This window comes from Dinoroseobacter shibae DFL 12 = DSM 16493 (assembly GCF_000018145.1).
Classification (GTDB): domain Bacteria; phylum Pseudomonadota; class Alphaproteobacteria; order Rhodobacterales; family Rhodobacteraceae; genus Dinoroseobacter; species Dinoroseobacter shibae.
This window is the reverse complement of the sequence record NC_009952.1, coordinates 642,251-667,061: the sequence shown is the minus strand read 5'-3', so window position 1 is coordinate 667,061 and position 24,811 is coordinate 642,251. Positions and strand designations below refer to the sequence as shown.

The following is a 24,811-nucleotide window of genomic DNA, read 5'->3' as shown; positions in this document are numbered from 1 at the left end:
CTGGTCCCTCCTTATTCAGCGGGGGTCGCGACAGCCGCGGGAGACTTCTTCTCCGAGCCGCGGGTGACGGTCCACCACAGGTTGAGACACATGATGATTGCACCGGCCAGGTAGAGCACCCCGCCCAGACCGCGCACCACATACATCGGGAACTTGGCGGACACGGTGTCGGCGAAGGAGTTCACGAGGAAGCCCTGCGCATCCACTTCGCGCCACATCAGGCCCTCCATGATGCCCGTGACCCACATGGCCGAGGCATAGAGGACGATCCCGATGGTCGCGAGCCAGAAGTGCCAGCTGACCAGGGTCAGGCTGTAGAGCTTCTCGCGGTTCCACAGGCGCGGCACCAGGAAGTAGAGCGCGCCGAAGGTGATCATGCCGTTCCAGCCCAGCGCCCCGGAGTGCACGTGACCGATGGTCCAGTCCGTGTAGTGGCTCAGGGAGTTGACCGCGCGGATCGACATCATCGGGCCTTCGAAGGTCGACATGCCGTAGAAACCGATCGAGATCACCATCATCCGGATCACCGGGTCGGTGCGCAGTTTGTCCCAGGCGCCAGAGAGCGTCATCAGACCGTTGATCATGCCACCCCAGCTGGGCATCCACAGCACGATCGAGAACACCATGCCGAGGGTCGAGGCCCAGTCCGGCAGCGCGGTGTAATGCAGGTGGTGCGGACCGGCCCAGATATACAGGAAGATCAGCGCCCAGAAGTGGATGATCGACAGCTTGTAGCTGAAGACCGGCCGCTCGGCCTGCTTGGGCACGAAGTAGTACATCATGCCGAGGAAACCCGCGGTCAGGAAGAAGCCCACCGCGTTATGGCCGTACCACCACTGCATCATCGCGTCCTGCACACCCGAGAACAGCTGCACCGAGCGCGAGCCGAAGATCGACACCGGGATCGACAGGTTGTTGCCGAGATGGAGCATCGCCACCGTGACGATGAAGCTCAGCAGGAACCAGTTCGCCACGTAGATGTGCTTTTCCTTGCGGTTCATGATCGTGCCGAGGAACACCGCCAGGTAGGCCACCCAGACAACGGTCAGCCAGATATCCACGTACCACTCGGGCTCGGCGTATTCCTTGGACTGGGTCGCGCCCAGCAGGTAGCCCGTCGCCGCCAGGACGATGAACAGGTTGTAGCCCCAGAAAACGAACCAGGCGAGATTGCCACCCCAGAGACGTGCCGCAGAGGTGCGCTGCACGATGTAGAAAGATGTGCAAATCAGGGCGTTGCCCCCAAACGCGAAAATCACCGCACTGGTGTGCAGCGGTCTCAGGCGCCCGAAATTTGCATATCCTTCCGCCCAGGCGAAGTTGAGTTGCGGGTAGGCGAGCTGGAACGCGATGAACGTGCCCGCGAGGAACCCCACAACCCCCCAGAAGGCGGTCGCCACGACGCCGTACCGCACGACATCGTCCATGTATTCACTGGTATTGACTGTCTTTGGTTCGTCGACCTTGCGCACCTGCCAGAGGAACATCCCCCCGGCGATGAGCATGATCAAGACAGCGTGGACCTGATAGGCCAGATCGCGGGCATAGTTGGCAGCGATTGCAGCTGCCAGAGCGACCAGACCAAGCAGTACGATTTTAACGTAGTCCCACATTGATCGTCCCTTCGTTTTCCGTACGTGTGACCGACTCGCGGGACACCTCGGCGTTAATTATGGGGTTTTCATGCGGGTTTCCGGGAAGAGGCTCATTGATCCATGTCAAAGAGCGCGGCGGGGACCGAAAAAGACCTGCGCACAGACATGCGTACTTTAGTCGTAGAAACGGAATTCGGTTGTTTTTCAGGGGTTTTGAAGGGTCGCCCCCACCCCGCGATGCAACGCGATCGCCCAAGGCGCCCCGAACGCGCAGCGTGCCACAGATGCAGCCGGGCCGCGTGACGCTACGGGAACAAACTGAGAATCAGCGGAGCGACACGCCCCCTCCGGCCGGTCAGACCAGCGGGCCACCATCGGCGTCATCGCCGGTTTCGTCCATCAGCCGGAAGAAATCCGGAATGGTCACTTCGCGCTTGCCGCGCAGCTCGATCACGCCGTCGCGCTTGAGCGCCGAGACCTGCCGCGACACGGTCTCCAGCGTCAGGCCGAGGTAATCGGCCATGGCCTCCCGGGTCATCGGCAACTCGAAGGTGAAGGCACTTCTGTGGTCGTGCTGGGCAATGGCGGCGTTGCGCCGGGCGATGATCGCGATCAGGCTGGCGATCTTCTCGCGCGCGGTCTTGCGCCCCAAAAGCAGCATCCACTCCCGCGCCGCGTCCAGCTCGTCGAGGGTCATTTCCAGCAATCGCTGGGCGATATGGGGGGTGGTGTTCATCATCTGCTCGAACGGACCGCGGCGGAAACAGCACAAGGTCACGGCCGTGCTCGCAGTCACGTCGTAGCTTGCGATGGTACGCCCGGGCCGACCCAGGAAATCCGAAGGCAGCAGAAGCCCGACCATCTGGCGCCGCCCGTCCTCCATGGTCTGGCTGAGCGAGGCGATCCCGTCGACCACGGAGGCCACGAAATTCAACTCATCCCCCGCCCAGACGATGGTCTGTCCCGCCTCGAAATCGCGGTAGTACTTCATGCTTTCCAGCAATTCCATCTCGTCGGTCTCGCACCGCGCGCAGACAGCACGGTAGCGGATCGGGCAATCGCTACAGTCTTTACTGATTTGAATGGCTTGGCTGGTGGCCGGCATTGGATTGATCTGGGTCAAGGACGCGTATGCGCAGATACCTCACCGTAGTCGCATGACACCCAAAACGCAACTTGCGCGCTACGGGCTTTTTGACACTCGCGTTCCACGGTACACGAGCTATCCCACGGCGACCCATTTCTCGCAGGCCACCCGGCCAAGGGATTTCACGGCCTGGATCCAGGCGATCCCCCCGGGGAGCGAGATTTCCCTCTACGCGCATGTGCCGTTTTGTCGCCGCCTGTGCTGGTTCTGCGCCTGCCGCACCCAAGGCACCCAGAGCGACGCGCCGGTGCGCGCCTATGTCGATACCCTGCTGGCTGAAATCGCCCTGCTGCGCGCGGCGCTGCCCGAAGGTGTCCGCCTGTCGCGCATCCATTGGGGGGGCGGCACACCGACCCTGCTCGCGCCGGACCTGGTGACGCGGCTGGCCGAGGCGATGTTCGCCCTGGCGCCCACCACCGACCGGGCGGAATTCTCGGTCGAGATCGACCCGAACGAGATCGACGCCGCCCGCCTCGACGCGCTGGCCGCCGCGGGCATGAACCGCGCCTCGATCGGGGTGCAGGATTTCGACCCGGACATCCAGAAGGCGATCGGACGCGAACAGCGATTCGAAGTGACCGAGGCGGTGGTGATGGACCTGCGCGACCGCGGCATCCGAAGCCTGAACACCGACATCCTTTATGGCCTGCCCTTCCAGACACCGGTGAAGATCACCGAGTCGGTACAGAAGCTGCTGTCGCTGCAACCGGACCGGGTCGCCCTCTATGGCTACGCCCATGTGCCCTGGATGGCCCGGCGCCAGAACCTGATCCCGAACGAGGCGCTGCCCACCCCGGAGGCCCGGCTCGACCTGTTCGAAACCGCCCGCCGCCTGTTCCGCTGGGACAACTACGCCGAGATCGGTATCGACCATTTCGCGCACCAGGGAGACGGGCTCGCCGTGGCCGCCGCCGAACGGCGCCTGCATCGGAATTTCCAGGGCTACACGGACGATTCCGCAACCGTTCTGATCGGCCTCGGCGCCTCGGCGATCTCGCGCTTCCCGCAAGGCTACGCCCAGAACGCCAGCGGCACCGCCCAGTACCAGAAGGCCATCCGCGCAGGCGGCTTCGCCACGGTGCGGGGCCACGACTTTGCCGGGGACGATGCGATGCGGGCGCGAATGATCGAGATGATCATGTGCGATTTCGCCGTGGATGGCCGGGAACTGGTCCGCGTGTTCAAGGTGCCCGAGGCCCGGATCACCGCCCTGTTCCGCGCCGCACAAGAGCAATTCGGCGGTATGGTCGAGCTCGACAGCGGGGCACTCAGCTTCCGTATCCCCCCCGATGCACGCCCCCTGACCCGGATGATTGCAAGGGCCTTCGACCGCTACGAGGCCCCGGCAGGCAGCCACTCGGTCGCCACCTGACCGCAGCTGACGCGCGCCTCAGTTGCGTCCCGCGCATCGGGGATGCGCCCGAACCTTTCTCAAGTCTGGAAATATCCCGGGGAGAGCACGAGAGGGGCTGGCCCCTCTCGCCCCGGGCGACGTGCGCAGCACGGCGCAAAACCTCCCCGCCCCGCCCGCAAAGTCACGCGTGCCGCCTCAGGCCGCACCACGATCCATGAACGCCGCCGCCAGCAACTGCTTGGTATAGTCCGACCGGGGCCGCTCGAAGATCTGCCGGCCCTCGCCCATCTCCACCACGTCACCCTGGCGCATCACGATCACCTTGTGGCTCAGCGCGCGCACCACCTTCAGGTCGTGAGAGATGAAGATATAGGCCAGCCCGTATTTCCGCTGCAACGCGCGCAGAAGCTCCACGATCTGGACCTGCACCGTCATGTCGAGCGCCGAGGTCGGCTCGTCCAGAACCACCAGCTTGGGCCGCAGGATCATGGCGCGCGCAATCGCGATCCGCTGCCGCTGCCCGCCGGAAAACTCGTGCGGATAGCGGTCCATCATGGCCGGGTCGAGGCCCACTTCCACCAGGATCTCCGCCACCATCCGGCGCGGGTCGGCCCCCGGCTCCAGCCCGTGCACCCCCAGCCCCTCGGCGATGATCTGGGCGATGGTCATGCGCGGGCTGAGGCTCCCGTAAGGGTCCTGGAACACCACCTGCATGTCCTTGCGCAACCGGCGCAGGTCGCGGGATTTCCAGCCCTGGATGTTCTCGCCCGCATAGACGATCCGCCCCTCCGACGAGATCAGCCGCAGGATGGCGAGCGCCAGCGTGGTCTTGCCCGACCCGCTCTCGCCGACCACGCCCAGGGTCTCGCCCGCGCGCACGTTCAGCGTCGCGTTGTTGACCGCCTTCACATGGCCGACCGTGCGCCGCAGGATGCCGCGCTGGATCGGAAACCACACCTTCAGGCTGTCGGTCTCGGCCACCACGGGCGCGTCCTCGGGCACCGGGTCGGGCTGGCCCGACGGCTCCGCCGCCAGTAGCTTGCGGGTATAGGGATGCTGCGGGTTGGCGAAGATCTCCGCCGTGGGGCCGGTCTCGACGATCTCGCCGCCCTGCATCACGCAGACCCGGTCCGCGATCCGCCGCACGATGGTCAGGTCATGGGTGATGAACAGAAGGCTCATCCCCTCTGCCTCTTTCAGATCCGCCAGCAGATCGAGGATCTGCGCCTGGATCGTCACGTCGAGCGCCGTGGTCGGCTCGTCCGCGATCAGCAAATCCGGCCCGTTGGCCAGCGCCATGGCGATCATCACCCGCTGGCGCTGCCCACCGGAGAGCTGGTGCGGATACGCCCCCAACCGGCTTTCGGCATCGCGGATCCCGACCTTTTCCAGCAACTCGATCACCCGCGCCCGGGCCGCGTCGCCGGTCAGCCCCTGATGGAGCGTCAGGCTCTCGGTGATCTGCTTCTCCAGAGGGTGCAGCGGGTTGAGCGAGGTCATCGGCTCCTGGAAGATGAAGCTGACATCGTTGCCGCGCACCCGGCGCAAGTCCCGCTCCGGCGCGCCGACCATCTCGGTCCCGGCATAGGTGATGGATCCCGACACCTCCGCCGAATCCGGCAGGAGCGACACGGTGCTGAGCGCGGTCACCGACTTTCCCGACCCGCTCTCGCCCACTAGGGCCACGGTCTCGCCCTGGGCCACGTCGAAGCTCACGCCCTTCACGGCCTCGGTCACCTGCCCGTCCTGCCGGAATCCCACGCGCAGGTTGCGCACCTGCAGAACCGCATCGCTCATGAGAAGGTCTTTCTGGGGTCGAACGCGTCACGGATGCCCTCGAAGACGAAGACCATGAGCGACAGCATGATCGCGAAGGTGAAGAACGCCGTGAAGCCGAGCCAGGGCGCCTGCAGGTTCTGTTTCGCCTGGAGCGTCAACTCGCCCAGCGACGGCGCCGAGGACGGCAGGCCGAAGCCCAGAAAGTCGAGCGTGGCCAGCGAGGCCACCGTGCCCGTGACGATGAAGGGCAGCATGGTGACCGTGGCCACCATGGCGTTGGGCAGCACGTGGCGGAACATGATCACCACGTTCGAAACACCCAGCGCCCGCGCCGCGCGCACGTATTCGAAGTTCCGCGCCCGCAGGAATTCCGCCCGCACCACGCCGACAAGGGCCGTCCAGCCGAACAGCACCATCAGGAACACCAAGAGCCAGAAGTTCATCTGGAAGATCGCGGCGACGATGATGATGATATAGAGGCTCGGCGTCGCGCCCCACAGCTCGATGATCCGCTGGAACAAGAGGTCCGTGAGCCCGCCGAAATACCCCTGCACCGCCCCGGCGGCGATCCCGATCACCGAGGTCAGGAACGTCACCACCAGCGCGAAGGCCACCGACAACCGGAAGCCGTAGATCACCCGCGCCAGCACGTCGCGCGCGGTGTCATCGGTGCCGAGCCAGTGATTGGCATCGGGCGCGGACGGTGCCGTGCCCTGAATGTCGTTGATCGTGTCGAAACTGTAGGGGATCAGCGGCCAGAGCAGCCAGCCCTTGTCGATCTCCTGCCCCAGCACCTCGCCATCCTGCGCATCCTCGATGATCCCCTCCGGGTCGTCGAAGCAGTCCTCGAGCCCGCCCGATATGATCAGGCATTGCACTTCCGCATCGCGGTAGACGGCCTCGGTGCGGAAATCTCCGCCGAACGCGGTCTCGGGATAGAATTGCGCCACCGGGAAGTGCCACTCCCCCTGGTAGCTGACGATGATCGGCTTGTCGTTGGCGATCAGTTCCGCAAAAAGCGACAGCACGAACAGCGTCCCGAAAATGATCAGCGACCAGTAGGCCCGCCGGTTCGCCTTGAAATTCCGCCAGCGGCGCTGGCCCAGGGGCGAGAGGCCGAAGCGCTTCTTTTCTTCGGGCACATAGACCGGCGGGGCGGCCGGATCGGGGCGGGTCTCTTCGGCCAGTGCCATCTCAGGTCTCCCGCGTCGCGAAGTCGATGCGCGGATCGATCCACACATACATCAGGTCCGACACCAGCCCCATCAGCAGCCCGATCAACCCGAACACGAACAGCGTGCCGAAGATCACCGGGTAATCCCGCGCCACCGCCGCCTCGAACCCGAGCCGCCCGAGCCCGTCGAGGCTGAAGATCGTCTCGATGATCAGCGAGCCGCCGAAGAAGACCGACACGAACACCGCCGGGAATCCCGCGATCACGATCAGCATCGCGTTGCGGAACACATGGCCATAGAGCACCTGGTTCTCCGCCAGCCCCTTGGCCTTGGCGGTGATCACGTATTGCTTCTTGATCTCGTCCAGAAAGCTGTTCTTGGTCAGCAGCGTCAGCGTCGCAAAGGCCGAGATGGTCGAGGCCAGCACCGGCAGCGTGATGTGCCACAGGTAATCGCCGACCTTGCCGATCAGGCTCAGCTCGTCGAAATTGTCCGAGGTCAGGCCGCGCAGCGGGAAGATCTGGAAATAGGAGCCCCCCGCGAACAGCACCAGCAGCAGGATCGCGAACAGAAACCCGGGGATCGCATAGGCCACGATGATCAGCCCAGAGGTCCAGGTATCGAAACTCGACCCGTCCCGCACCGCCTTCCGGATGCCCAGGGGGATCGACACCATGTAGGCGATCAGCGTCGACCACAGCCCGAGCGTGATCGAGACCGGCATCTTTTCCAGCACCAGGTCCACCACGGAAATGGACCGGAAATAACTCTCTCCGAAATCGAACCGCATGTAGTCCCACATCATGTTTAAAAACCGGATATGGGGCGGCTTGTCGAAGCCGAATTGCGCCTCCAGCTCGGCGATGAATTCCGGCGGCAGGCCCCGGGAGCCGAGGTACCGGTCATCGCCCGAAGAGGCCGCGCCCGCGCCCACATCCCCGCCCGCATCGCCGCCCCCGGCGATGTTCTGGAACACGTCCCCGCCCCCGTCGAGCTGCGCCAGCACCTGCTCCACCGGGCCGCCGGGGACGAACTGCGTCAGCGCGAAGTTGATCAGCATGATGCCGAACAGCGTGGGAATGATCAGCGCCAGGCGGCGCAGGATATAGGCGCCCATGGGCTTACAACGCGCCCTTCGCGCGCAGGGCCTCGGCCTTCTCGGCGTTGAACCACCAGAAATCCAGGTTGCCCAGGGCAAAGGGCGGCAGGGTCTCGGGATGCTCGTACATGTCGTAATAGGCCACCGTATGGGTGTTCTTGTTCCATTGCGGCACCCAGAACTTCTCGGCCCGCAGCGCACGGTCGAGCGCATGGACCGCCGTGGTCAACTCTTCCTGGCTTTGCGCGGCGAGCACAACCTCGATCAGCCGGTCGATCGCCTCCGATTGCAGGCCCATCTTGTTGAAGGTGGAGGTATCGGCGGTCTCGGAGCCGAAATACTGCCTCAGCCCGCTGCCGGGGATGTAATCGGTCGCCATGAAGGTCGTGACCATGTCGAAATCATACTCCGGCGGCCGCTCCCGCAGGGTCATCTGCGCATTGTCGATCCGCGTGTGGCGGGCATCGACGCCCAACCGCTTGAGGTTCTCGACGTAAGGATTGATCACCCGGTCGAAGGTCTGGCTGTCGTTGAGGAATTCGACGCTCAGGGTCTGTCCGTTCTTGCGCCGCAACCCGTCATCGCCGACGACCCAGCCCGCCTCGTCCAGCAGCGCCGACGCCGCCCGCAGGTTGCCGCGATCGAGCTGCCGCGCGCCGGAGCGCGGGAAGCTGAACGGCTCGGAGGTCAGGATCTCCGGCGCGAGCAGCCCCTCGTCCACCAGCGGTTGCAGGATCGCGATCTCGGCCTCGGTCGGCAGGCCCGTCGCCTCCAGCTCGGAATTGTCCCAGAAACTGTCGACATAGTCGTAGATGCCGTAGAAAAGCGTCTCGTTCGACCACTCGAAATTGAACATCATGCCCAAGGCTTCGCGCACGCGCGGATCCTGGAATTGCGGGCGGCGCAGGTTGAACACCCAAGCCTGACCCGTGGCCTTGGATCCGTTGGGCAATTCGGCCTTAATGACCGACCCTTCGGCCACCGCCGGAAAATCGTACCCAGTGGCCCAGATCTTCGAAGACGCCTCGTTGCGGAAGGTATAGGTGCCGCCCTTGAACCCCTCGAAGGCCGCGTTGTAGTCGGCGTAATACTCGATCCGGATGGCGTCGAAATTGTTGCGGCCGATATTGATCGGCAGGTCCGCGCCCCAGTACGCCGGATTGCGCTCGTAAACCACCGTCTGGCCCACATCCATCCGGCCCAGAACGTAGGGCCCCGATCCGACCAGCGGCTCCAGCGAGGTCTCTTCGAAGTCCCGGTCGTTCGCGGTGTAGAAATCCTCGGAAAACACCGGCAGCGCGCCCACGTCCGAGATCAGATCGCGGGTGGGAATGCCCTCCTTGAACACGAAGCGGACCGTACGGTCGTCCAAGGCCTCGGCGCTCTCGACCTTCTGGGCCAGCTGCGCCCGGAAGGACGGCAGGCCCTTGGTCAGCAGGATCTCGTAGGAAAACACCACGTCTTGCGCGGTCAGGGGCGTGCCGTCGGAAAACGTGATGCCCTCGCGCAAGGTGAAGGTCACTTCCGAGCGGTCCTCGGGATAGGTCAGGCTCTCACACAGCAGGCAATAGGCCGCGCCGATCTCGTCCGCGGTGCCGGTGAGCAGGCTTTCGAAGAACACGTTGGACAGGCCCGCCGCGCGGCCCTTGAGCGTGTAGGGGTTCATCGAGTCGAACGATCCGAAGGCCCAGACCGACATCTCGCCGCCCTTGGGTGCGTCCGGGGTCACATAGTCCAGATGCGGAAAATCGGCAGGGTATTTCAGATCGCCGAAGGTCGAGATGCCGTGGGAGGTGATCATTTCCGCCCGCGCGGGCAGCGCCGCCAGCGCAAGCGCCATGCCGAGCGCCAGACCGCTCAGGGTCGGGCCGTATCGGCGGGTGATCCAGGGTCTGTCGGCTGCTCGCACCTGTGGCTTTCGCATGAATGTCCTCCTGAACCTCTTGGGTAACCCGGCGCGCGACGCGGCCACGCGCCCAGTGCTTCAAGCTAAAGAGCGACCGCCCCGTCTTTCAAGCCTGCATCACTCCATTTCACGAGGAAGTATGCCGCCGCGAGCAAAAAACAAAAAATCAGCCCCGTGTCGGAGGCGAAATCGACGCGACCGGGCGCGCGGACCACCCATGAAAAAGGCCGCCCGAAGGCGGCCCCGAATTGCGATCCGACAGATCCGCTTACTGGTAGGTCGCCAGATAGGCGATCAGGTTCGCGCGGTCCTCGACATCGGGCATGCCGCGATAGGCCATCTTGGTGCCCGGCGCATATTCGCGCGGGTTCTCGAGAAACGCGCTGATGTTCTCGGGCGTCCATGCACCGTCCTGGGACAGCAGCGCGTCGGAATAGGCATAGCCATCGGCCGCGTGCTTGGGCCGGTCGACGATACCGTGCAGGTAGGGGCCCACGCCATTGGCGCCCGCCTCCAGCTTGTGGCAGGCCTGGCACTGACGCCACAGGCGCTCGCCCGCGCCCGCATCGGCGGCGGCGTAAACTTCGGCGAATGGCAGTTCGACGACCTCTTCGGCTTCGGCCACAGACTCTTCTTCTTCGCCCGTGTCGATCACGTAGGCCTGGTTTTCACCGGCTTTCGGACCGCCATAGGTGCCGTACAGGATGCTGGACGCCCACGTGCCCAACAGGAACACGAGAAGTGCTCCACAAAAGCCACCCACAATCTTCGTCATCGTCATTGTGTCGAACATGTTGCTTCCACTCGCTGCAAGTTTGAGGCGGTAACTATGGCTTCCCCTCCCCGAGGGCAAGGTATAGAAACCGCGACCAAACGCCCGACCGTTCAGAGGTCAAACGTCGAGCAGAGGCCCGCCATGACATTGAAAATCGCGTTCCAGGGAGAACCGGGCGCCTACTCGCACCAGGCCTGCCACGACGCCCGCCCCGATGCGGAGGCCGTGCCCTGCCGCACCTTCGAGGATGTGTTCGCCGCCGTGCATGACGGCAGTTGCGATCTGGGCATGCTCCCGGTGGAGAACTCGACCTATGGCCGCGTGGCCGATATCCACCGGCTGCTGCCCGAAAGCGGCCTGCATATCATCGAAGAAGCCTTCGTGCGCGTGCATATCAACCTGCTCGCCGTGCCAGGCGCCAAGCTCGGCGATATCCGCACCGCCCAGAGCCACACGGTCCTGCTGGGCCAGTGCCGGTCCTTCCTGCGCGCCCATGACATCCAGCCCGTGACCGGGGCCGATACGGCGGGCTCGGCCATGCATGTCGCGCAGGAGGGCAACCCGGCCCATGCCGCGCTGGCCTCGGAACTGGCCGGCGAGATCTACGGGCTCGACGTGCTGGCCCGCCATATCGAGGACCAGGACAACAACACCACCCGCTTCCTGATCATGACGCCGGAGCTGGACCTCACCCGGCGGGGGTCCGGCAAGATGATCACCTCCTTCGTGTTCCAGGTCCGTAACATCCCCGCCGCCCTCTACAAGGCGATGGGCGGGTTCGCGACCAACGGCGTGAACATGACCAAGCTGGAAAGCTACATGGTCGGCGGGTCCTTCACCGCGACCCAGTTCTACGCCGATATCGAAGGCCACCCGGACGACGCCAATGTCCGGCGGGCGCTCGACGAGCTAGGCTATTTCACCTCGCAGCTGGAAATCCTCGGGGTCTACCCGGCCGACCCGCGGCGCGACGAGACCGCCTGAGGCCGCGCCCGCAGGTCGGGGGGCAGCGCGCCCCACCCCGGACATTCACGACGCGTCCGGTTCACCCATGGTCGGGGCGTGGATGCGATCTTCCAACTCGCGCAGGGACTTGCGCACGCGCTTGCGATACTGCTTGGCCAGCGAGGCCCGCGCCAGCTTCATCGATTGCAGGATCACCTTGGCGCTGATCGACTTGGCGCGCAGCTTGGTGGTGATCGTCACCTCCGTGGCGTCCGGGTCGAGCACCCGGCAGTCGAAATCGCTCTCGAAGAACAACCCCTGCACCCGGCCCTCGAACCGCATCCCCGTGGGCGCGGCCAGCTTGACCAGCGCGAACTCTGCCACCCGGTCCCGCCCCTTGGCCCGGAACGGCACTCGCCACTGCATCCCCGGCGCGGGGCGGGGCAGGTTGTCGAGCCGCTCGACCTGCACCCCGCGCGCCAGCGCATCGCGCTCGTAATGGGCCATGTCGCTCAGGCCCGCGAACACCAGATCGATCGGGCCCGTGACCACCTCGGAAGCTCTGAATTGCAAACCGCTCTCTCCTTCGTGCCCTAGCGCGCCTCGTCCCGGAGCCACGCGCTCAGCAGGCTGTGGGCGATGGCGCCCTTTCGGGGCTCGCGCATCTCCGGATGGGTGCCCGCGAACACGTCGATCATCTCTTCCCGGCCCATCCAGCGCGCATCCTCGATCTCCACCGGGTCGACGGTGATCGCGTCGCTGACCGCCTCGCCCGCGCACCCCATCATCAACGACGCCGGATAGGGCCACGGCTGGGACGCGATGTAGCGCACGGGGCCGACGCGGACACCGGCCTCCTCATAGACCTCGCGCCGCACGGCCCCCTCCAGGGTCTCGCCCGGCTCCACGAACCCCGCCAGCAACGAATACATCCGCTCCGGCCAGCCGGGCGAGCGGCCCACCAGCACCTTGTTGCCCCGGGTGATCAGCATGATGACAACCGGGTCCGTGCGCGGGAAATGCCGCCGCCCGCAGGACGGGCAAAGCCGCTGCCAACCGGCATCGGCCTGATCGCTCTTGACCCCGCACATGGAACAGAACCCGTGGGTGCGGTGCCATTCCAGCAGCTGCCGCGCCGCCGCCGCCAGTTCCGCCTCGCGCCGGGTGAGCAGGGTCATCACCCCGCGCAGTTCCTTGAACAGATGCCCCTCGGGCAGATCGGGATGCTGTTGCTCGGAGCGGTCGAGAAAACTGTCCAGCTCCCCCACCTCTTCGACCGGCTGCCAGCCCGACAGGTCATAGGCGAACCGCGGACCCGCCTTGTCCAAGCCCAGGAAAATGGGCGCCTCGGTCGCCGCCTCCAGGACCGGATGGTCCAGCGGCAGCTTCACCAACCCCTCCGGCGAAACAGCCGGTTTCGCCCGCCAGAAGGCGATCGCCCGCGCCGCCGGGTCCGCGACCAGCCGCGCCATGGCCTCCGGGTCCATACGCAGATGCGCCGCGCGCTCCAGCCCGGAGCTGCCAAAGGTAATGCTGTCTTCGAATGGCATGGGCCGTGTCCTCCTTCGCGCCCGTGCTTGCCACGAGACGCCCGGAGGCGCAATCGCCGCCCCGCCCTCCGGACAGGCCGGGTCTTGCAGTCGCGCGGCAGGATGCGTATATCGCAGATCGAGAGGTTGGCGCGGGCGAGCGCCTCGCCAACCCGGTCAGATCCGGAAGGAAGCAGCCGTAACGAGCCCCGCTTGGGTCGTTGTCCAGCCTCTCACCTCTCCCCCACCCGACGCCTGTTGCGACCTGAATGGTATGCCGCCGCCCCGCGGCGCTGGACCTTGCCCCTGCGCGGCCCTACCCTGTGGCCCGAGCGAGTCAGATGGGGCGACATGAGCGACACCACCACCACCGGTTACCAGGTGCTGGCGCGGAAATACCGCCCGGCGACCTTTGCGGACCTGATCGGCCAGGACGCCATGGTCCGCACCCTGCGCAACGCGTTTCAAGCCGACCGGATCGCCCAGGCCTTCATGATGACCGGCATCCGCGGCACCGGGAAGACCACCACCGCCCGGATCATCGCCAAGGGCATGAACTGCACCGGCGCCGATGGCGCGGGCGGGCCGACCACGGACCCTTGCGGGCAATGCGACAATTGCCGCGGGATCATGGCGGGCCAGCATGTGGACGTGATCGAGATGGACGGCGCCAGCCAGACCAAGATCGACGACATCCGCGCCAATGTGCTCGACTCGGTCTATTACGCGCCGGCCTCCGCGCGCTACAAGATCTTCATCATCGACGAGGTGCACATGCTCTCGACCAGCGCGTTCAACGCGCTGCTCAAGACCCTCGAAGAGCCCCCCGCCCATGTGAAATTCATCTTCGCCACCACCGAGATCCGCAAGGTGCCCGTCACCGTGCTCAGCCGCTGCCAGCGGTTCGATTTGCGCCGGATCGAGCCGGAGGTGATGATCGCCCATCTGCGCCGCATCGCCGGGCTGGAGCGCGCCGAGATCACCGATGACGCGCTGGCACTGATCACGCGGGCCGCCGAGGGGTCGGTGCGCGATGCCATGAGCCTGCTGGATCAGGCGATCAGCCACGGCGCGGGCGAGACCACCGCCGAGCAGGTGCGCGCCATGCTGGGCCTGGCGGACCGGGGCCGGGTGATGGACCTGTTCGACCTGGTGATGCGCGGCGACGCGGCGGGGGCGCTGACCGAACTGTCGGCGCAGTATTCCGACGGGGCCGATCCCATGGCGGTGCTGCGCGATCTCGCCGAGGTGACGCACTGGGTCTCGGTGATCAAGATCACCCCCGATGCCGCCGAGGATCCCACCGTCAGCCCCGATGAACGTGCCCGCGGGCAGGCGGCGGCGGCGGAGTTGCCCATGCGCGCACTGACCCGGATGTGGCAGATGCTGCTCAAGGCGCTGGAGGAGGTCGCGATCAGCCCCAACGCCATGATGGCCGCCGAGATGGCGATCATCCGGCTGACCCATGTGGCCGACCTGCCCTCCCCCGAAGATCTGGTGCGCAAGCTGCAGACCATGACGCCCCCACCCGCCACGCCCGGCGGCGGCGCGGCCCCCGGCGGCCCCGGCACGGGCGTCAGCGCGCGCGGACATGGCGCGGCCCCCGCCCCGCGCGGCGGCGGTGTGCGCGCCTCCGCCGGTCCTGCACTGGCCATGGCCCAGGCCGATCCCGACGCGCTGGCGCGGTTCCGGCGGTTCGACGATGTGGTCGCCCTGATCCGCAGCCACCGGGACGTGAAGCTCCTGGTCGAGGTTGAAGGCTGCCTGCGTCTGGCCGCCTACAGCCCCGGCCGGATCGAGTTCGCGCCGACCGAGAACGCGCCGCGCGACCTCGCCGCCCGCCTCGCCGCCCGCCTTCAAAGCTGGACCGGCGCCCGCTGGGCGGTCTCCGTGGTGGCCGAGGCCGACGCCCCCACCATCGCCGAGACCCGCGACGCCGAAAAACTGGAGATGGAGCGCAACGCGCTGGACCACCCGCTCGTGGCCGCCGTCTTCGCCGCCTTCCCCAAGGCAAGGATCACCGAAATCCGCACCCGCGAGGCCCTGACCCAGGAGGCCGCCATCGAGGCGCTTCCGGAAGTCGAGGATGAATGGGACCCGTTCGAAGACGACTAACCTCCCGAAAGGAAACATCATGCTCAAGGGATTGGGAAATCTGGGCGACATGGCCAAGGTCATGAAGCAGGCCCAGGAAATGCAGGCCAAGATGGCCGAAATGCAGGAAAACCTGAAAACCATCACCGTGACCGGCGAGAGCGGCGCGGGACTGGTCAAGGCCACCGCCACCGCCAAGGGCGAGCTCACGGGGCTGGACATCGACCCGTCGATCTTCAACCCCGAGGAAAAGGAAGTCGCCGAGGACCTGATCCTCGCCGCGATCAAGGACGCCCAGGCCAAGGCGCTCGACAAGGGGCGCGAAGAGATGGCCAAGGTCACCGAGGGGCTGAACCTGCCCGAGGGCATGAAGCTGCCCTTCTGAGCCGGGAACACAGGACGTGAGCACCGCGCCCAAGGATATCGAAACGCTGATCGACCTGATGGCGCGGCTGCCCGGACTGGGCCCGCGCTCGGCCCGGCGCGCGGTGCTGTTCCTGCTCGGCAAGAACCGCCGCCTTCTGGCGCCCCTGGGCGAGGCCATGACCGCCGTGGCCCAGACCGCCCGCGATTGCCTGAACTGCGGCAATATCGGCACCAGCGATATCTGCGACATCTGCACGTCCGAAAAACGCGCCACCGGCGAGATCTGCGTGGTCGAGGATGTCGCGGACCTCTGGGCGATGGAGCGGGCGGGCGTGTTCAAGGGCCGCTACCACGTGCTCGGCGGCACGCTCTCGGCGCTCGATGCGGTCGGCCCCGAAGAGCTGCGCATCCCCAAGCTGCGCGACCGCGCGGTCAGCGAGGGCGCGACCGAGATCATCCTCGCCCTCGGCGCCACAGTGGACGGCCAGACCACCGCCCATTACATCGCCGAAGCGCTGGAAGGCACCGGCGTCGCGGTGACGAGCCTCGCCCAGGGCGTGCCCATCGGCGGCGAGCTCGACTATCTCGACGACGGGACGATCACCGCGGCCCTGCGGGCGCGCAAATCGTTTTGATCCCGAGCGCCCCGAGACCGGGGGCGCCGTAGCCCCTGCCAAGGCTTTGCGCCGTGCTCCGCACGTCGCCGGGCGCGAGAGGGGCCAGCCCCTCTCGCGCTCTCCCCGGGATATTTTCAGACTTGAGAAAGGGCACGCCCGGCCCCCGGTCACAGGTTGACCAGATGCCCGCGCTGCGCCCAGGTCAGGCCGATCTGCGAGACGGTCTTGTTCGGATTGCCCTCGGGATAGAGCCGCCCGTGATTCACCCCGACCATGCCGGTGCCCCAGCCGTTATGGATGAACACATCCGTCAGCCCGTCGATCACCGTGTCCCGGTCGCCCAGCGCGATATCCCGCCCCGTGCGGTGGAAATCCCCCAGCACGAAACGGTCCCCCGCCCCGAGGTTCCAGCGCCCGTTGAAATGGCTGTGGATCGCATGGACCACCTTCATCTCACCGTCCTGCCAGGCCAGCACGTAGAGGCCTGTCTTGCCGTAATGGCCCGCCCCGTTCTGGTCCTTGCGGATCAGCACCCCGTCCCGGTCCGTCCGGAACCGGCCCGCATACATCCGGTCCTCGGGGTCCAGCGGCATCCGGCGATCCGCCCGGTCCTCGTGGTGGTTCACATGCTCTTTCGTCATCCACAGCACGCGGAACCGCCCGCCCTGCCATTTCAGCACCCCGATCCAGCCATCGCTGCGGATCACGATCTCGTCCATCCCGTCACCATCCACATCCGCGATGGCGTGCCAGTCGCCGGGCCCGAGGTTCCAGCCATCGACCCAGTCATGCTGGATCCCGGCACGCACGAGTTTCTGCGCCCGCGCATCCCAGCGCAGCAGGCCGATCCAGTTGTCGCTGCGGATCACGATCTCGTCCCGCTCCTCGGTGGAGAACCGCCCGACATACTCCCGGTCATCGCGCCCGAGATTCCAGTCGTCGATCCAGTCGTGATGGATCTTCTTCAGCCGCAGCCGCCCGCCTTCCAGCTTCATCACCCCGGCCCATTCGGGCGAGCGGATATAGACCTCCGCCGCGCCATCCCCGTCGAGATCGGCCAGAAGCTCCCGATTGTCCGCGCCGAGATTCCAGCCATCCACCCAGTCATGCTGGACGGTGACACTCTCGAACCGGCTGCGGGTCCATTTCAGCACGCCGATCCACTCGGGCGAGCGGATCAAGATCTCGTCCCGGCCGTCCCCGTCCAGATCGCCGACCGTCTGGCGGTTGTCGGTCCCGAGGTTCCAGCCGCCGATCCAGCCATCCTGCCGCTTCTCGACATTCCACTGGCCCTCGCCATGGCTCAGAAGTGCGGCGGCATTGCCGTTGCGGATGAAGATCTCCTCGCCGGAGGTCGCCGAGGCGGGCGTGAACCGGCCCGCCAGCGCGCGGTCCTCGGAGCTGACGGTCCAGCCGATGCTGTGATGCGCGTTGATCTCCAACTCGAAGCGCAGCTGCTCCGCCTCGATCCGGATGCCGGTGATCGACAGCCCGGAATTGCGCGGCCCGTAAAGGTTGCTCGACGGCGCGGTCGCCGGCGTGAAGCTGTTCTGCGCGCCTTGCGGGAAAAGCTTGCCGGTCAGCTCCTTGTGGCCATGCCAGTCCACCACGTTGGGCCCGCCCGCATCGGCGAACTCGGTGTTGAAGAAGGGCGCATCGCGCAACAGCCACGTACTGGGCACGCCGATCCGGTCGTTGACATGGGTGATGAGCAGCCCCTCTTCCGGCAAGCCCCCATCGGGGCGCCAGACCTCCGCTCCGGTGGATTTGCGGTACTCCAGCAGGAAATATTCATGGGGCGTGAACTCCGGATCCGGGACGACCTTGATCGCCTCGTGATCGGTCGTATAGGGCCGCAGGGACAGGGTGCGCCGCGACACGTTCGGCCCCTCGATCACCTGCTTGAAGGACAGCCAGCCCATGCGCTCCTTGAAGAGCGAGGAAACCTCGGACATCCGCCCCGGGGGGGAGTTGTCGCCCAGCAAGTCCCAATACCCGGTGCAGCCCGAGGGGCCGTAGAGGTCCCAGAATTCCAGGAAATTGTGGGCGTATTCATGGTTCAGCGTGCCCCACCAGGTTCGGCCGACCTTTCCCGGTGCCTCCGGCGGCGCGTAGGTGTCGAGCCCGAAGCGGATATGGGTCACGTCGCCCACGGTATAGGTCGTGCCCGAGACGTCGATATCGTAGCCGCCGAACCGCGCGCTGGCATGGGTCCAGTAGTTCTGCACCAGCACCAGCGACGGGATCCAGCGCTTGCCGTTCTTCATCAGACCGCCCGCGGCCTGCCAGATGGCCTGGGCATTGGCCTTGACGCAGCGCCTGATCAGTTCCTCCCAGGCCTGCACATCCCCGCCGGGCGGCGCGATGTCGGGGATCAGCGGCTTGCCCGCACCGTCCCGCGGTGTGTTCAGCCCGAAGGCGAAGGCCCCGTTCGACAGGGCGCCCCAATACTGGGTCAGGCTCTCGGAGATGCCCGGCGACAGCGCCCCGGGCCCCTCGTCGAGGAAGGTCCTGGCCGTGGCCACCGTGGTGGCGGCATAGTCGTCGGGCCGGTCGGCGGCGGGCATGTCGAGGTTGAAGAACAGCGCCACGGAATTCCACTGGGGCGCATAGCTCGGCAGGTCGGCGCCCGGGCGCGGTGCCGGGCTCGGGATCGGGCGCGGCATCAGCGGAAACTCGAACGCCCCGCGCGGCGGGCGGCGCAGGTCCGGCAGCTCCCCCGCAGGCGGGTGGAAACACGGCGTCAGATGCCGGTCATAGGGCCGGTCCACCTTGCGCAGCTGCGCGATCTTGTCGGGGTCAAGGGACGGCACCGCCGGGCGGCGGGTGAGCACGGGCGGGTCGCGCGGGTCATGGTGCAGGGTTGGAAAAGGGGCGCGAAAAACGAGACGGTTACCGAGCCGAAATCTGGGCATGGGGTCCTCCTGAAAACGAGTGCCAGACAATGAACCGCAGGACATGCCCAGAATGGGGGCGCTACGGCAGGACCGCTTCTAGACCGGCCCCGTTAGGCAAATGTTAGGCAGATGGTAACACATGCCCGACGTTTGCCCGACACTTGCCCGACACATGCCCGACGGATGTCCGACCGGGTCGGGCGGGGGCCTCACGCGTCGGTCTCGGCCCTCGGCGCCCCGGCCACCGGCACCCCGTCGCGCAGGTTCCACGCCAGCAGCAGCGCCAAGCAGACCACGCCCGCGACATTGGCCCAGATCAGACCCGGCCACAGGCAGGCCAGCCCCGCCAGCCCGCTCAGAACTCGCGGAAAAAGGCCCAGGGGCCGCTCCATGCAGCCTTGAATCCCCGCCGCCAGCGCGTAGATGCCGACCACCGCGAAGGCAAAGACCTGCACCATAGCACCCCAGTCGCCCGACAGAAGCGGCGTGTAGGCAAAGAGCACCGGCACGATGTAGAGACCCTTGGCCAGCTTCCAGCTCGCCACCCCCGTCGCCATCGCCGGCGCCTTGGCAATCGCCGCCGCGGTGAAGGCCGCAAGGGCCACGGGCGGGGTGACGTTGCTGTCCTGGCTGAGCCAGAAGACGATCATATGCGCCGACAGAAGGGCCGCGACCGCGGCCTCGGGCGGCACCACCAGGTCGCGCAGGGGCGCGGCCACTTCCAGGGGCAGGCCGCGGACCAGCGCGGTTGCATCGGCCTCGGACATCGGGGCTGCGAGCAGCGCCATCTGGTCGGGCGCGCCCAGCATGAAGATCGCCTGCGCCGTGGGCGGCAAGGTCCCGGCGGCGATCTGCGCGATCACCACCTGGTCGGCGATCATGCCCGCCAGCGCCGGGGCCGAGAGCGTCGCCAGCACGATATAGGCCGCCGTCACCGGCAGCCCCATGCCCAGAACCAGGCTCGCCAAGGCGATAAGTACAATCGCGACAAGGATATTTCCGCCCGACCAGGCGGCGATCATCAGGCTGAAGGTGTTGCCGACCCCCGCCGTGGCGATCACGTTGACCACCAACCCAACCGAACACAGGAGCACCGCCGTCAGGATCATCCCCTTTGTGCCCATGACCAGCGCCTCGAACACCGCGCGCGGGCCCATGCGGGTGCGGGTCAGCCAGCTCGACGCCACCACCGCGATGATCCCGAACACCGCCGCATAGGTGGGGGTGAACCCGCTCACCAGCATCCCGATCAGCAGTCCGATGGGCAACACGAAGCTCGCGCCGCCCTCCAGGAAGGCACGGCGCAGGGTCTGGCCCTCGTCGGCCATGGGCGGCAGGTTCTGGCGCCGCGCCTCGATCCGCACGAAGAAGGCCACCGACAGGAAATAAAGCAGCGCAGGCAGGGCCGCGACCGCCACGATGGTCTCGTAGGGGATGGCGGTGAAGCTCGCCATCACGAAGGCCCCGGCCCCCATGATCGGCGGCATCAGCTGCCCGCCGGTGGAGGCCGCGGCCTCGACCCCGCCTGCGAATTTCGGCTGGAAGCCCGCGCGCTTCATCAGCGGGATGGTGATCACGCCGGTCGATGCGGTGTTGGCCACCGCCGAGCCCGAGATCGTGCCCGTCAGCCCGCTGGCAATCACCGCCACGATGCCCGGCCCCCCGACCATGCGCCCGGCCACGGCGCGCGCCAGGTTGATCACGAACTCCCCCGCGCCGGAGCGCAGCAGGAACGCGCCGAAAATGATGAACAGAAACACGTAGGTCGACGAAATGCTGGCGATGGAGCCGAACATCGCATCATCGCCATAGACCGAGCGGAACAGCACCGATTCCAGTTTCAGGCCGGGGAAGTTGAACACCCCGCCCACGAACTTACCCCACCAGACCACGTAGCTGAGCGCGATCACGATCAGGGCCGGGATGATCCAGCCGGTCAGCCGCCGGGTCAGCTCGATCGCGCCCAGAACCACGATGATGGCGGCGATCCAGTCGGCGGTGTTGAACTTCACGCCCCGGTCGTAGATGCCATCCTCGGCATAGCTGAGATACACCGCCGCCGCCGCGACCACCAAGCCCAGCACCAGGTCGACCCCGAGGGCCAGCCGCCCCCGCGCGATGGGATAGAACAGGGCCGCGAGCGCAGCAAAGCCCGCGAAGTGGAAGGCGTTGCGCTGCAACTCCGACAGGACGGGATCGAAGGCCACGTAGATATGGCCGACCGCGATCAGGAAGGAGGCAACCGCGATCAGGGTGCCCGGCAGGCCGGAAAATCGGCGCAAGCCGCCGCTGTCATCGGATGGGTCGGGCATCGGCACCTCCCTGAAAGACCTGCGCCCCGGACCGGGGTTCGGGGCGCAGGCGTTGCCGTTACTGGGCCTTGAGCCGGTCCGGAATTTCGATCCCGACCTCCTCGTAATAGCGCTGCGCGCCCGGATGCAGCGGCAGCGGCAGACCCGCGATCGCGCTCTCGATGGCCATGGCCTTGGTCGCCGGGTGGATCGCGTTCAGGAAGGGCAGGTTTTCATAGATCGTCTTGGTGATCTGGTAGACATGCTCATCCGGCAGGTCGGCAGACGTCGCGAGGAAGTTGGGCTGCGCGATGGTCTGCACGTCCTCCGCCTGGCCCGGATAGGTACCCGCCGCGATGGTGTAGGGGGTCCAGAGCTCCCGCCCGCCATCGGCCTGGGCGGCTTGCTCCGGCGTGAAGTTCAGCAGGGTGACACTGTCGCCGGCGGCGGCCATCAGCTGGCTGATCGCGCCCACGGGCACGCCTGCGGGGGTGCCGATGCCCTTGACCTGCCCGTTCTGCAAAGCCTCCGCCGAGGGGCCGTAGCCGCCGAAGACGAGCTCATAGTCGGATTCGATGTCCACCCCGAAGCTCGACAGGATCGTCGCATTCGACCCGATGGTGCCGGAGTTCTGACGTCCCAGCGCCATGGCCTCGCCCTTCAGGGCGACGAGATCCTCGATCGTGCCAGTGGGCGCTGCGTCGGCTGCGACGACGAAATGCTCCACATTCTGCCACAGCATGGTGACCGAGCGCAGGTTTTCCTGCTTGCCGGATTCCTCCAGCGGGCCGGTGCCCGTGGCCGCATAGTAGCCGAAGAGGCCCTGCATGATGCCGAACTGCGCCTCGCCCTCGCGGATCAGGCGCACGTTCTCACCCGACCCGGCCGAGCTGATGGCGGACATGCCGATCTTCTGGGACGGCTCCAGCTTGACCTTCACCAGGGTCGAAAGCGCCACGCCGACCGGATAGTAGGTGCCCCCCGTGGAGGCCGTGGCCAGGATGTAGTTCGCGCCCTCGGCCTTCGCGCCGGTTGCCACGGACAGAGAGATTGCGGCGGCCGCAGCCGCGCAAACGAGATGTTTCATGGTGTTCGCTCCCTTTCGCTGGGTTCTGGTGTCCGAACCCTTGGCAGGCAGTGTAGCCCGCCGACGCGCGGGTGCAATCACCGAAACTGGGTAGGGGCGTCAGCCCTTCTGGTCGTGAAAGAAGTCGTAGATGGTCTGCGCCATGGTCGCCGAGACGCCCTCGACCGCCTTGAGGTCCGACAGATTGGCGCGGCTGACCGCCTTGGCGGAGCCGAAATGCGCCAGCAATGCGCGCTTGCGCTTGGCACCCACCCCCGGCACATCGTCGAGCGGCGTGCGGGAGACCGATTTCGACCGCTTCGCCCGGTGCGTGCCGATGGCGAAACGGTGCGCCTCGTCGCGCAGGCGCTGGACGAAATAAAGCACCGGGTCGTTGTGGCGGAGAGCCGTGGGGCGCGCACCGGGGCGGTGGAATTCCTCCTTGCCCGCGTCGCGGTCCACGCCCTTGGCCACGCCGATGAAGGGCACGTCCTCCACCCCGAGATCGCCGAGGATGTCCGCCACCGCCGAGACCTGCCCCGCCCCGCCGTCGATCAGCAACAGGTCCGGCCAAGCCTCGCTCTCGCGGTCGGGGTCTTCTTTCAGCAGGCGCTGGAAGCGGCGTTGCAACACCTCTTTCATCATGCCGAAATCGTCGCCCGGGGTCAGGTCGGTGCCGCGAATGTTGAACTTGCGGTACTGGGATTTCAGGAACCCGTCCGGGCCCGACACGATCATCGCGCCGACCGCGTCCGTGCCCTGGATATGGGAGTTGTCGTAGACCTCGATCCGCTTTGGCGGCGCGTCCAGATCGAAGGCCTCGGCCAGACCGCGCAGCAGCTTGGTCTGCGTGGCGCTTTCGGCCATGCGGCGGGCGAGGCTCTCGCGGGCGTTGCGCTCTGCCCCGGCGATCAACTCGGCCTTTTCGCCGCGCTTGGGCACGAGGATCTCGACCTTGCGGCCCCTCTTTTCGCCCAGCGCGTCGGCCATGAGGTCATGGTTGTCGATCGGATGGGACAGCAGGATCTGCCGGGGCGGGTCCTTCTGGTCGTAGAACTGCCCGAGGAAGGCTTCGAGGATTTCGGGCGCCTCGGCCCCCGCCCCGGTGCGCGGATAGAAGTCGCGGTTGCCCCAGTTCTGGTTTGCTCGGATGAAGAACACCTGCACGCAGGCCTGCCCGTTCTCGAGGTGGAGCGCGATCACATCCGCCTCGGACACGCCGCGCGGGTTGATGCCCTGGGCCGACTGCACCTGGGTCATGGCGCGGATGCGGTCGCGCAGGGCGGCGGCGCGCTCGAACTCCATCGCCTCGGCAGCCTCGGTCATCTGGACGGCGAGGCGTTCCTGCACCTCGGTGGACTTGCCCGACAGGAACCGTTCGGCATCGCGCACGGAGGCGTCGTAATCCTCTTCGGAGATATAGCCGACGCACGGGCCCGAGCAGCGCTTGATCTGGTAGAGCAGGCAGGGGCGCGTGCGGCTTTCGAACATCGCGTCCGAGCAGTTGCGCAGCAGGAAGGCCTTCTGCAGCTGGTTGAGCGTCCGGTTCACCGCCCCCGCACTGGCGAAGGGGCCGTAATAGGCGCCCTTGGTGGCCTTGCGCCCGCGATGCTTGCGGATCTGCGGATAGGCGTGGTCCTTGGCCACGAGGATGTTCGGAAAGCTCTTGTCGTCGCGCAACAGCACGTTGTAGCGCGGCTTGAGCTGCTTGATGAGGTTCTGCTCCAGCAGCAGCGCCTCGGTCTCGGTCCGCGTGGTCAGGAACATCATCGACGCGGTCTCGGAGATCATCCGCGCGATCCGCGCCGAGTGCCCCGAGGGGCGCGCGTAGTTCGACACCCGCGCCTTGAGGTTGCGCGCCTTGCCCACGTAGAGCACCCGGGATTGCGCATCGAGCATCCGGTACACCCCGGGCGAGCCGTCGAGGGTTTTCAGATAGGCCTGGATGCGCGCATGACCGGTCAGCGCCTCCGCTTCGGGGTCCAATCCGTCCGACAGTTCGCCATTGTCGCTCATCTCATTGCTGCTCCGACTGGCCTGTGCGGCTTTGTCCACCACTTATGTGGATAACTCTGGGGGCAAGTTTTCGGCAACCCGGATTTTCCCTTTGTTTCAGCCGACTTCTTCACTTTGATTAAAATTTGGGCAGCCATCTAACCTGCTGGAAAGATGAGAC

At 66.3% G+C, this 24,811-nt stretch carries 18 protein-coding genes and 1 other RNA gene; 6 read left to right on the top strand and 13 right to left on the bottom strand.

Annotation, left to right across the window (positions count from 1 at the left end; translation table 11 throughout):
• Positions 1 to 11: 11 nt before the first annotated feature.
• Both ccoN and fnrL read right to left on the bottom strand, forming a co-directional pair.
• A complete protein-coding gene (gene ccoN / locus DSHI_RS03380; protein WP_012177339.1) occupies positions 12 to 1,613 on the bottom strand; it encodes a cytochrome-c oxidase, cbb3-type subunit I in 1,602 nt (533 codons plus the stop codon).
• A gap of 337 nt (positions 1,614 to 1,950) precedes the next feature.
• On the bottom strand, positions 1,951 to 2,700 hold the full coding sequence (gene fnrL / locus DSHI_RS03375; RefSeq protein WP_012177338.1) for a transcriptional regulator FnrL: 750 nt from the start codon (positions 2,698 to 2,700) through the stop codon (positions 1,951 to 1,953).
• A 52-nt stretch (positions 2,701 to 2,752) separates the two neighbouring features.
• Between fnrL and hemN the strand changes: the two genes are divergently transcribed.
• A complete protein-coding gene (gene hemN, locus DSHI_RS03370) occupies positions 2,753 to 4,114 on the top strand; it encodes an oxygen-independent coproporphyrinogen III oxidase (protein ID WP_012177337.1) in 1,362 nt (453 codons plus the stop codon).
• Positions 4,115 to 4,291: 177 nt separating this feature from the next.
• Here the strand turns inward: hemN and DSHI_RS03365 are convergent, their stop codons facing one another.
• From DSHI_RS03365 to DSHI_RS03345, 5 genes are all read right to left on the bottom strand, one after another.
• Complete coding sequence (locus DSHI_RS03365) at positions 4,292 to 5,893, bottom strand: ABC transporter ATP-binding protein (protein WP_012177336.1); 1,602 nt, start codon at positions 5,891 to 5,893, stop codon at positions 4,292 to 4,294.
• Positions 5,890 to 7,068, bottom strand: coding sequence for an ABC transporter permease (locus tag DSHI_RS03360; protein ID WP_012177335.1), 1,179 nt, complete (start codon positions 7,066 to 7,068; stop codon positions 5,890 to 5,892). The genes DSHI_RS03365 and DSHI_RS03360 overlap by 4 nt, the downstream gene beginning before the upstream one ends.
• Before the next feature lies 1 nt (position 7,069).
• Complete coding sequence (locus DSHI_RS03355; RefSeq protein ID WP_012177334.1) at positions 7,070 to 8,167, bottom strand: microcin C ABC transporter permease YejB; 1,098 nt, start codon at positions 8,165 to 8,167, stop codon at positions 7,070 to 7,072.
• 4 nt (positions 8,168 to 8,171) lie between these two features.
• Positions 8,172 to 10,073, bottom strand: coding sequence for an extracellular solute-binding protein (locus DSHI_RS03350; protein ID WP_012177333.1), 1,902 nt, complete (start codon positions 10,071 to 10,073; stop codon positions 8,172 to 8,174).
• A 250-nt stretch (positions 10,074 to 10,323) separates the two neighbouring features.
• Positions 10,324 to 10,848 carry a c-type cytochrome gene (locus DSHI_RS03345; RefSeq protein ID WP_012177332.1) on the bottom strand — a complete coding sequence of 175 codons (525 nt, stop codon included), beginning with the start codon at positions 10,846 to 10,848 and terminating at the stop codon, positions 10,324 to 10,326.
• Between the two features lie 123 nt (positions 10,849 to 10,971).
• Between DSHI_RS03345 and DSHI_RS03340 the strand changes: the two genes are divergently transcribed.
• Positions 10,972 to 11,814, top strand: coding sequence for a prephenate dehydratase (locus DSHI_RS03340; RefSeq protein WP_012177331.1), 843 nt, complete (start codon positions 10,972 to 10,974; stop codon positions 11,812 to 11,814).
• 45 nt (positions 11,815 to 11,859) lie between these two features.
• Here the strand turns inward: DSHI_RS03340 and DSHI_RS03335 are convergent, their stop codons facing one another.
• Both DSHI_RS03335 and nudC read right to left on the bottom strand, forming a co-directional pair.
• Positions 11,860 to 12,348, bottom strand: coding sequence for an SRPBCC family protein (locus DSHI_RS03335; RefSeq protein WP_012177330.1), 489 nt, complete (start codon positions 12,346 to 12,348; stop codon positions 11,860 to 11,862).
• A gap of 20 nt (positions 12,349 to 12,368) precedes the next feature.
• Positions 12,369 to 13,325 (bottom strand): NAD(+) diphosphatase, encoded by a 957-nt coding sequence (nudC, locus tag DSHI_RS03330; protein WP_012177329.1) that lies wholly within the window; start codon positions 13,323 to 13,325, stop codon positions 12,369 to 12,371.
• 120 nt (positions 13,326 to 13,445) lie between these two features.
• On the opposite strand from nudC, the gene ffs reads away from it, so the two are divergent.
• From ffs to recR, 4 genes are all read left to right on the top strand, one after another.
• Positions 13,446 to 13,542, top strand: an RNA gene (ffs, locus tag DSHI_RS21635) — signal recognition particle sRNA small type.
• A 113-nt stretch (positions 13,543 to 13,655) separates the two neighbouring features.
• Positions 13,656 to 15,419: a DNA polymerase III subunit gamma/tau gene (locus tag DSHI_RS03325; protein ID WP_012177328.1), complete on the top strand. Its 1,764-nt coding sequence runs from the start codon at positions 13,656 to 13,658 to the stop codon at positions 15,417 to 15,419.
• Positions 15,420 to 15,438: 19 nt separating this feature from the next.
• Positions 15,439 to 15,783, top strand: a complete 345-nt coding sequence (locus tag DSHI_RS03320) for a YbaB/EbfC family nucleoid-associated protein (RefSeq protein ID WP_012177327.1) — start codon at positions 15,439 to 15,441, stop codon at positions 15,781 to 15,783.
• 16 nt (positions 15,784 to 15,799) lie between these two features.
• Positions 15,800 to 16,399 carry a recombination mediator RecR gene (gene recR, locus DSHI_RS03315; RefSeq protein WP_012177326.1) on the top strand — a complete coding sequence of 200 codons (600 nt, stop codon included), beginning with the start codon at positions 15,800 to 15,802 and terminating at the stop codon, positions 16,397 to 16,399.
• A 149-nt stretch (positions 16,400 to 16,548) separates the two neighbouring features.
• Here the strand turns inward: recR and DSHI_RS03310 are convergent, their stop codons facing one another.
• The 4 genes from DSHI_RS03310 to uvrC all read right to left on the bottom strand — a co-directional run bounded on the left by DSHI_RS03310 (position 16,549) and on the right by uvrC (position 24,651).
• The gene (locus tag DSHI_RS03310; RefSeq protein WP_012177325.1) at positions 16,549 to 19,296 is read right to left on the bottom strand and encodes an FG-GAP-like repeat-containing protein; all 2,748 of its coding nucleotides are present in this window, start codon (positions 19,294 to 19,296) and stop codon (positions 16,549 to 16,551) included.
• Positions 19,297 to 19,487: 191 nt separating this feature from the next.
• Positions 19,488 to 21,590, bottom strand: coding sequence for a TRAP transporter permease (locus DSHI_RS03305; protein ID WP_012177324.1), 2,103 nt, complete (start codon positions 21,588 to 21,590; stop codon positions 19,488 to 19,490).
• Between the two features lie 58 nt (positions 21,591 to 21,648).
• A complete protein-coding gene (locus DSHI_RS03300) occupies positions 21,649 to 22,656 on the bottom strand; it encodes a TAXI family TRAP transporter solute-binding subunit (protein WP_012177323.1) in 1,008 nt (335 codons plus the stop codon).
• Between the two features lie 99 nt (positions 22,657 to 22,755).
• Positions 22,756 to 24,651 carry an excinuclease ABC subunit UvrC gene (gene uvrC, locus DSHI_RS03295; protein ID WP_012177322.1) on the bottom strand — a complete coding sequence of 632 codons (1,896 nt, stop codon included), beginning with the start codon at positions 24,649 to 24,651 and terminating at the stop codon, positions 22,756 to 22,758.
• Between the last annotated feature and the right edge of the window lie 160 nt (positions 24,652 to 24,811).

Bases quoted from the DNA above. Each gene is read 5' to 3' on its own strand.
- ccoN (WP_012177339.1), bottom strand. From the start codon at position 1,613: ATGTGGGACTACGTTAAAATCGTACTGCTTGGTCTGGTCGCTCTGGCA.
- fnrL (WP_012177338.1), bottom strand. From the start codon at position 2,700: ATGCCGGCCACCAGCCAAGCCATTCAAATCAGTAAAGACTGTAGCGAT.
- hemN (WP_012177337.1), top strand. From the start codon at position 2,753: ATGACACCCAAAACGCAACTTGCGCGCTACGGGCTTTTTGACACTCGC.
- DSHI_RS03365 (WP_012177336.1), bottom strand. From the start codon at position 5,893: ATGAGCGATGCGGTTCTGCAGGTGCGCAACCTGCGCGTGGGATTCCGG.
- DSHI_RS03360 (WP_012177335.1), bottom strand. From the start codon at position 7,068: ATGGCACTGGCCGAAGAGACCCGCCCCGATCCGGCCGCCCCGCCGGTC.
- DSHI_RS03355 (WP_012177334.1), bottom strand. From the start codon at position 8,167: ATGGGCGCCTATATCCTGCGCCGCCTGGCGCTGATCATTCCCACGCTG.
- DSHI_RS03350 (WP_012177333.1), bottom strand. From the start codon at position 10,073: ATGCGAAAGCCACAGGTGCGAGCAGCCGACAGACCCTGGATCACCCGC.
- DSHI_RS03345 (WP_012177332.1), bottom strand. From the start codon at position 10,848: ATGTTCGACACAATGACGATGACGAAGATTGTGGGTGGCTTTTGTGGA.
- DSHI_RS03340 (WP_012177331.1), top strand. From the start codon at position 10,972: ATGACATTGAAAATCGCGTTCCAGGGAGAACCGGGCGCCTACTCGCAC.
- nudC (WP_012177329.1), bottom strand. From the start codon at position 13,325: ATGCCATTCGAAGACAGCATTACCTTTGGCAGCTCCGGGCTGGAGCGC.
- DSHI_RS03325 (WP_012177328.1), top strand. From the start codon at position 13,656: ATGAGCGACACCACCACCACCGGTTACCAGGTGCTGGCGCGGAAATAC.
- DSHI_RS03320 (WP_012177327.1), top strand. From the start codon at position 15,439: ATGCTCAAGGGATTGGGAAATCTGGGCGACATGGCCAAGGTCATGAAG.
- DSHI_RS03310 (WP_012177325.1), bottom strand. From the start codon at position 19,296: ATGCCCAGATTTCGGCTCGGTAACCGTCTCGTTTTTCGCGCCCCTTTT.
- DSHI_RS03305 (WP_012177324.1), bottom strand. From the start codon at position 21,590: ATGCCCGACCCATCCGATGACAGCGGCGGCTTGCGCCGATTTTCCGGC.
- DSHI_RS03300 (WP_012177323.1), bottom strand. From the start codon at position 22,656: ATGAAACATCTCGTTTGCGCGGCTGCGGCCGCCGCAATCTCTCTGTCC.
- uvrC (WP_012177322.1), bottom strand. From the start codon at position 24,651: ATGAGCGACAATGGCGAACTGTCGGACGGATTGGACCCCGAAGCGGAG.